The 6,256-nt window shown below is 66.4% G+C and carries 9 protein-coding genes, 1 tRNA gene and 1 riboswitch; of the genes, 5 read left to right on the top strand and 5 right to left on the bottom strand.

Annotated elements, in window-relative coordinates; all coding sequences use genetic code 11:
• Window positions 1-336 precede the first annotated feature (336 nt).
• From WC493_RS21215 to WC493_RS21205, 3 genes are all read left to right on the top strand, one after another.
• Window positions 337-1,023: a glutathione S-transferase N-terminal domain-containing protein gene (locus WC493_RS21215; protein WP_373068283.1), complete on the top strand. Its 687-nt coding sequence runs from the start codon at window positions 337-339 to the stop codon at window positions 1,021-1,023.
• Complete coding sequence (locus WC493_RS21210; RefSeq protein ID WP_373068281.1) at window positions 1,023-1,454, top strand: GNAT family N-acetyltransferase; 432 nt, start codon at window positions 1,023-1,025, stop codon at window positions 1,452-1,454. Before WC493_RS21215 ends, WC493_RS21210 begins: the two co-directional genes overlap by 1 nt.
• Window positions 1,455-1,495: 41 nt before the next feature.
• A tRNA-Ser gene (locus WC493_RS21205) sits at window positions 1,496-1,589 on the top strand.
• A gap of 177 nt (window positions 1,590-1,766) precedes the next feature.
• On the opposite strand, the gene WC493_RS21200 is transcribed toward WC493_RS21205, so the two are convergent.
• Both WC493_RS21200 and WC493_RS21195 read right to left on the bottom strand, forming a co-directional pair.
• Window positions 1,767-2,228, bottom strand: coding sequence for a PIN domain-containing protein (locus WC493_RS21200; protein WP_373068279.1), 462 nt, complete (start codon window positions 2,226-2,228; stop codon window positions 1,767-1,769).
• Window positions 2,225-2,473: a type II toxin-antitoxin system Phd/YefM family antitoxin gene (locus WC493_RS21195; RefSeq protein WP_373068277.1), complete on the bottom strand. Its 249-nt coding sequence runs from the start codon at window positions 2,471-2,473 to the stop codon at window positions 2,225-2,227. Before WC493_RS21195 ends, WC493_RS21200 begins: the two co-directional genes overlap by 4 nt.
• A gap of 214 nt (window positions 2,474-2,687) precedes the next feature.
• Between WC493_RS21195 and WC493_RS21190 the strand changes: the two genes are divergently transcribed.
• Both WC493_RS21190 and metA read left to right on the top strand, forming a co-directional pair.
• A complete protein-coding gene (locus WC493_RS21190; RefSeq protein WP_373068275.1) occupies window positions 2,688-2,870 on the top strand; it encodes a putative motility protein in 183 nt (60 codons plus the stop codon).
• A 93-nt stretch (window positions 2,871-2,963) separates the two neighbouring features.
• Window positions 2,964-3,069, top strand: a riboswitch (SAM-I-IV-variant riboswitch).
• 37 nt (window positions 3,070-3,106) lie between these two features.
• Window positions 3,107-4,021, top strand: a complete 915-nt coding sequence (gene metA, locus WC493_RS21185; protein WP_373068273.1) for a homoserine O-succinyltransferase — start codon at window positions 3,107-3,109, stop codon at window positions 4,019-4,021.
• Here the strand turns inward: metA and hypB are convergent.
• The 3 genes from hypB to hypD form a co-directional block, all read right to left on the bottom strand.
• Window positions 3,970-4,887: a hydrogenase nickel incorporation protein HypB gene (gene hypB, locus WC493_RS21180; protein ID WP_373068271.1), complete on the bottom strand. Its 918-nt coding sequence runs from the start codon at window positions 4,885-4,887 to the stop codon at window positions 3,970-3,972. The genes metA and hypB overlap by 52 nt on opposite strands.
• A complete protein-coding gene (locus tag WC493_RS21175) occupies window positions 4,887-5,225 on the bottom strand; it encodes a hydrogenase maturation nickel metallochaperone HypA (RefSeq protein WP_373068269.1) in 339 nt (112 codons plus the stop codon). The genes hypB and WC493_RS21175 overlap by 1 nt, the downstream gene beginning before the upstream one ends.
• Before the next feature lie 9 nt (window positions 5,226-5,234).
• On the bottom strand, window positions 5,235-6,256 hold a 1,022-nt coding region (gene hypD / locus WC493_RS21170), incomplete at its 5' end, for a hydrogenase formation protein HypD (protein ID WP_373068267.1).

Here is a 6,256-nt window from a genome sequence, read left to right as displayed (position 1 = left end):
GGCCTTGGACCAGAAATCCGACACGATGCCGAAGTGATGGTCCCAGTCGATCAGCAGGGAGTCGAACACGGGGCCGAGCAGCGGGTCCTGGCGCGCCCGCTCGTAGAAGGCACGGGTCAGCGTCGCGATCGCGGCTTCGAGCGCGGGATCTTCGACGGCACTGGCGGTTTCGGTCATGGCGGCGGGCTTTCGGTGACGCACGATCCCCATTCGCCAGTCTGGCCGAAGCCGGCACCCGGCGCCACGCGCGGATTGGCGCAGGCAGGCCTGCATCCGCCCCTCTCGCGCCGGGCGCCCGGCCCCGCTATGGTTCCAGCGCCAACCAGGGAGGCAGCGATGATCGAGCTCCATTACTGGCCGACGCCGAACGGCTGGAAAATCACCATCATGCTGGAAGAAACCGGCCTGCCCTATCAGGTGAAGCCGGTCAACATCGGCCGGGGCGAGCAGTTCGAGCCCGCCTTCCTGGCGATCTCCCCCAACAACCGGATGCCGGCGATCGTCGATACCGCGCCGGCGGACGGCGGCGCGCCGCTCTCCGTCTTCGAATCGGGCGCCATCCTTCAATATCTCGGCCGGAAGAGCGGGCAGTTCTATCCGCAGGACGAACGCGCCCGGGTCGAGGTCGAGCAATGGCTGTTCTGGCAGATGGGTGGCCTCGGCCCCATGGCCGGCCAAGCCCATCACTTCCGCCAATATGCGCCGGAAAAGATCGACTACGGCATCAACCGCTATACCAACGAGGTGAACCGCCTCTACGGCGTGATGAACAAGCGCCTGGCCGACCGCGACTTCCTGGCCGGCGCCTATTCGATCGCCGACATGGCGGCCTGGCCCTGGGTCGTGCCGCACAAGAACCAGGGCCAGGACCTGGCCGATTTCCCGAACCTGAAGCGCTGGTTCGAGGCGATCCAGGCCCGCCCCGCGGTCAAGCGCGGCTTCGCCGTCGGCGAAGAGCTGCGCCGCGTCGGCCCCATGGACGAAGAAGCGAAAAAGGTCCTGTTCGGACAGAAAGCCCGCTGATGAGCAAAGACGTCTTCGAAGCCACGACCGATACGCAGGTCGCGGCCCTGTTCCCCGTGATCGCCCAGCTCCGCCCCCATCTGGCGGGGCCGGACGACCTGGTCGCCCGCACCGCCCGCATGCGGAAGGACGGCTTCCGCCTGGTCTGGCGCGCCGGCGCCGACGGCACGCCCGTCGCGGTCGCCGGCTTCCGCATCTACGAGACCCTCTATGCCGGGCCGAAGCTCTATGTCGACGACCTGGTGACGACCGAGGCCCGGCGGGGCACAGGCGACGGCAGCGTGCTGATCGCCTGGCTGCTCGAGGAAGCGAAGCGCCTCGGCTGCAAGGAGTTGGATCTCGATTCCGGCGTCCAGCGCTTCGCCGCCCACGGCTTCTATTTCGCCCGCGGCCTGCATATCGCCAGCTACCACTTCAAGCGAACCGTGTAGGATTTGACTTCGCTGGGCGGGGCCGCTAAAGAAGCCCCTCCGGAGTCGTGGCCGAGCGGCTGAAGGCGGCGGTTTGCTAAACCGTTATAGGGGCTTAAACCCCTATCGAGGGTTCGAATCCCTCCGACTCCGCCATTGGCAGTGCCGTCCGCGGGCACTGAAATTTCGCAGTTTTTTGCCGTGAGTGTCTGGAGAATCCGGGTTTCGATCCGATGATCCAGACCTTTCCGCCCGCGACTGCACGCGCTGGCGGGCAGTCGAGATGGGCGAAGACCGGGCGGCGGCGAAGGGATCGTGTGGAAACCGAAGCGGTTATTTCCGCTCCCCTTCGACAGGGGCCTCGTCGGGCGACAACACGGCGACACCAAACGGTATGAAATGCCTGGTGTTGCGGGTGACGATGACGAGTTCATGCGCCGCGGCGATACCGGCGATGATGGCATCGGCCATGCCGGGGTCATGACCGGCCGCGAGCGCCCTCGCTTCCAACCGCCCGCCGATCGCGGCAGCCTGCGCGTCGAAACCGAGGATCTTGTCGTCATAGGTGGAGACGAGACCGCGGAGCCATGCTGTCAGGCTCGCCGCCTTTGCCGTCGCCCCCTTGTGATCGAGGAGTGCTATGCCCTTCTCGATTTCATGGATGGACACGACCGACAGGAACAGCCGGCCTTCGGCGTCCATGCGATCCAGCCAGTCGAGGAAGTCCGCCGATGCCTCCGTCCTCGACGGGGCCAGCAGGGAGACGATGTTGGTGTCGAGAAGATAGCCGCTCAAAGCTCGACATTCCGCGACGGCGTGCGATTGCGCTCGAACTCTTCGCCGGGGAACGTCCTGAGATAGCTGACGAGGCCCGCCCGCTTGCGTTCGAGCGCCTTGCGCACGATCTCCGCCGCCTCGACCGAGACCAAGGCCGCAACGGGCTTGCCGTGACGGGTGATGGTCACGATCTCTCCTTTGACGGCTTCGTCGACAAGGCTGGAAAATCCGGCTTTGGCGTCTCTGAGGTTGATGGTCAGCATAGCGCCCCTCACCAATATGGTCACATGTGACCACATATAGCCTGTCGGGGCGCGAAGTTCAACGCTGGAGGCATCAGCCACCGGCGGAATGCCTGCGAGGCTTAAGAGTCCGTTTACGGGAAATGGGGCCAAATGGTCGGCAGCGGCAGGCGTCGGCGCACTCCGCAGCGCATCCGTCCCGCCGCCGCTCGACGTGAAAAGAAGGCCCAGCATCATGGATATCGCGACGCAGGCTGTGACCTTTCTCCAGGCCAAGGGGCAGTCGGAGCTATCCCTGGCGATGGTCAAGCAGAATGCGGATTTCGAGCGAAAGGCGGTCGAGACCTTGATCGAGACGCTCGATGCCGTGCCGGCGGCGCCGGCCGGCATGGGCACTGTCGTCGACCAATACGCCTGACGGCACGACGGCCTCTGCCGGAGGCCATGAGGCCCAATCTCGTCGGGTCTGCCATCCCGCCGGTTGCCTGACGGGCCGCGCCGTCCTACATTGACCACGCATCGAGAGTTGGGGCGACGCCCAACGCCAACCTGCCAATCCGGGCAAGGTGGCACTCCGCAAGGAGGATGTGGCCAAGCCGGCAACCAAGCGGAACAAGCCACGAAGCGTCGGCCCCGGAACAGGAGCGACGCCAAGTGCCGATCAAGATCCCGGACAGCCTGCCCGCCCGCCAGACCCTGGAACAGGAAGGCGTCGTGGTGATGCGCGAGGCGGATGCCGTGCGCCAGGATATCCGTCCCCTGCGCATCGGCCTCCTCAACCTGATGCCCAACAAGATCAACACCGAGACCCAGCTCGCCCGCCTGCTGGGGGCGACGCCGCTGCAGATCGAACTCTCGCTCGTCCGCATCACCGATCACGTCACGCGCAACACGTCGGCCGATCACATGGCCGCCTTCTACCGCCCCTGGGTCGACGTGGTGGAGGAACGTTTCGACGGTTTCATCGTGACCGGCGCCCCGGTCGAGAAACTGCCCTTCGAAGAGGTCCGCTATTGGCCGGAACTGCGCCAGATCTTCGATTGGACGCAGAGCCATGTGCACGGCTGTTTCAACATCTGCTGGGCCGCCCAGGCCGCCCTCTATCACTTCTACGGCATTCCCAAGCATGAACTGGCGCATAAGGCGTCCGGCGTCTTCCCGCACCGGAACCTCGCGCCTGCCTCGCCCTATTTGCGCGGTTTCGCCGACGAATTCTCGGTCCCCGTGTCGCGCTGGACCGAAGTGCGGCGGGAGGACATTCCGGCCGGCAGCAGCCTGGAGATCCTGATCGACAGCGCGGTGACCGGCCCCTGCCTGATCGACGATCCGGCCCACCGCGCGCTGCACATGTTCAACCACCTGGAATATGACACCGGCACCCTGGCGCAGGAATATGCGCGCGACCAGGGCCCGGTCCCGGCCCACTATTTCCCGGACGATGATCCGGCCAAGCCGCCGCGCAACGTCTGGCGCAGCCACGCCCATCTGCTGTTCGGCAACTGGATCAACCAGATCTATCAGACCACGCCCTTCGACCCGGCCGAGATCGGCCGCTCGCCGACGCCCTGAACGCGGGCCGGCGGTGCCGGCTCCATGCCGCCGAAGGCCGCCTCGCGCGCCCTTGCGGCCTCGTCGAGCAGCCAGTCGTACCAGTCGGCCAGGCCCTCGCCCGTGCGGGCCGAGACGCGGAACACCGTGATCCCCGGATTGACCTTGCGTGCCGCCGCAATCGCCTTGTCGACATCGAAATCGACATGGGGCAGCAGGTCGATCTTGTTCAGGACCATGACCGCCGCGGCATGGAACATGTGGGGATATTTCAGCGGCTTGTCCTCCCCCTCGGTGACCGAGAGGATCGCCACCTTGGCCTTTTCGCCGAGGTCGAAGAGCGCCGGGCAGACCAGGTTGCCGACATTCTCGATCATCACCACGGTGCCCGGCGCGGGGCGCAAGTTGGCCAGGCCGCGGGCCACCATGTCGGCCTCGAGATGGCAGCCGGTGCCGGTGTTCACCTGAACGACCGGGGCGCCAGCCGCCCGAATCCGCTCGCCGTCGTTGGTGGTCGCCTGGTCGCCCTCGATCACGGCGATCGGCAGATGGTCGCCGAGGTCGCGGATCGTGCGCTCCAGCAGCGTGGTCTTGCCCGCCCCCGGCGAGGAGACGAGGTTCAACGCCAGGATCTCGCGCCCGGCGAACCAGGCCCGGTTACACGCCGCCAGGGCCTCGTTCTTGGCCAGCACCCGGGCTTCCAGCTCGAGCAGGCCGCTGTCCCCCACCGGCGGGGCCGGATGATGATGGTGCCCGTGATCATGGTCGTGGCCATGGTCGTGATCGCGCCCGTGGTCGTGCCCCTCCGTGTGATCATGGTGGTGGCCGGGGCGCAGGTCGACGATGGTGGCCGAAGCGCCGCTGGAACATCCGCAAACCGTGCACATCAGTCCGCCTCCTCGATTTCGATCGATCTGATCTTCAGTTCCTCGCCCGAGAGCCGCGTCGAGCGGCGCGAGCCGCAGGCGCAGGACGTGAACAGGTCGGGCGTGTCGAAGTCGGCGCCGCAATCGGCGCAATGCGCCCGCCCGGGCACCGCGACGATGTCGAGCCGGGCACCCTGGGCCGGAGTCCCTTCCGCGACCACCGAGAAGCAGAAGGCGATGGCATCGGCCATCACCCCGGCGAGGGCGCCGACCTCGATCGTCACCGTGCGGATGGGGCGGCCACGGGCCGCCTCGCCGGCGATCGCCACGATGTTCCGGGTGATGGCCAATTCGTGCATGGCCCCTCCTCAGGCGGCGCCGCGCCGGCTATGGATGCCACCGAACTGATAATGGGCGGCGCAGGCCCCCTCGGACGAGACCATGAGGGCGCCGAGCGGCGTTTCCGGGTTGCAGGCGGTGCCGAACATCTTGCATTGCCAGGGCTTGATCACGCCTTTCAGCACCTCGCCGCATTGGCAGGACGAGGGATCGGCCACCGTCACATTGGGAATGGCGAAGCGCCGCTCGGCATCGAAGGCGGCGTAGGCCTCGCGCAGGCGGACACCGGAATGGTCGATCGAGCCGAGGCCGCGCCATTCGAAGAACTCGCGGAGTTCATAGACCTGCCCGACCGCGGCCAGGGCCGCGGCATTGCCGTCCTCCGGCACGATCCGGGCATATTGGTTCTCGACCTCGGCACGGCCGTCACGGATCTGCTTCAGGACCATCCAGATCGACTGCAGGATATCGAGCGGTTCGAAGCCGGCGACCACCAGGGGCCGGCCATAGTGGCGGGCGATGAACTGATAGGGTGCCGTGCCGGTGACCATGGAGACATGACCGGGGCCGAGAAACCCGTCGAGTTGCAGGTCCGGACTGTCGAGGATCGCCTTGATCGTCGGCACGATGGTGATGTGGTTGCAGAACAGGCTGAAGTTGGTGATCCCCTCCTCCGCCGCCTGGAGCACGGTGAGCGCGGTCGAGGGCATGGTGGTCTCGAAGCCGAGGGCGAAGAAGACCACCTCGCGCGACGGGTTCCGCCGGGCGAGCGCGAGCGCATCCATGGGCGAATAGACCATGCGCACGTCGGCCCCGTCGGCCTTGGCCTGGAGCAGGCTCTTCTTCGAGCCGGGCACCCGCATGGCATCGCCGAAGGTGGTGAAGATCACTTCCGGTCGCTCGGCGATGGCGACGCAATCGTCGACCCGGCCCATGGGCAGCACGCAGACCGGGCAGCCCGGCCCGTGGATCAACTCGATCTCGGGCGGCAACATGCCTTCGAGCCCATAGCGGAAGATCGAATGGGTGTGGCCGCCGCAAACCTCCATAA

This window comes from Zavarzinia sp. (assembly GCF_041650655.1).
Classification (GTDB): Bacteria; Pseudomonadota; Alphaproteobacteria; order Zavarziniales; family Zavarziniaceae; genus Zavarzinia.
Note: the sequence above shows the minus strand (reverse complement) of the source record. Positions and strands in the feature narration are given on the sequence as shown.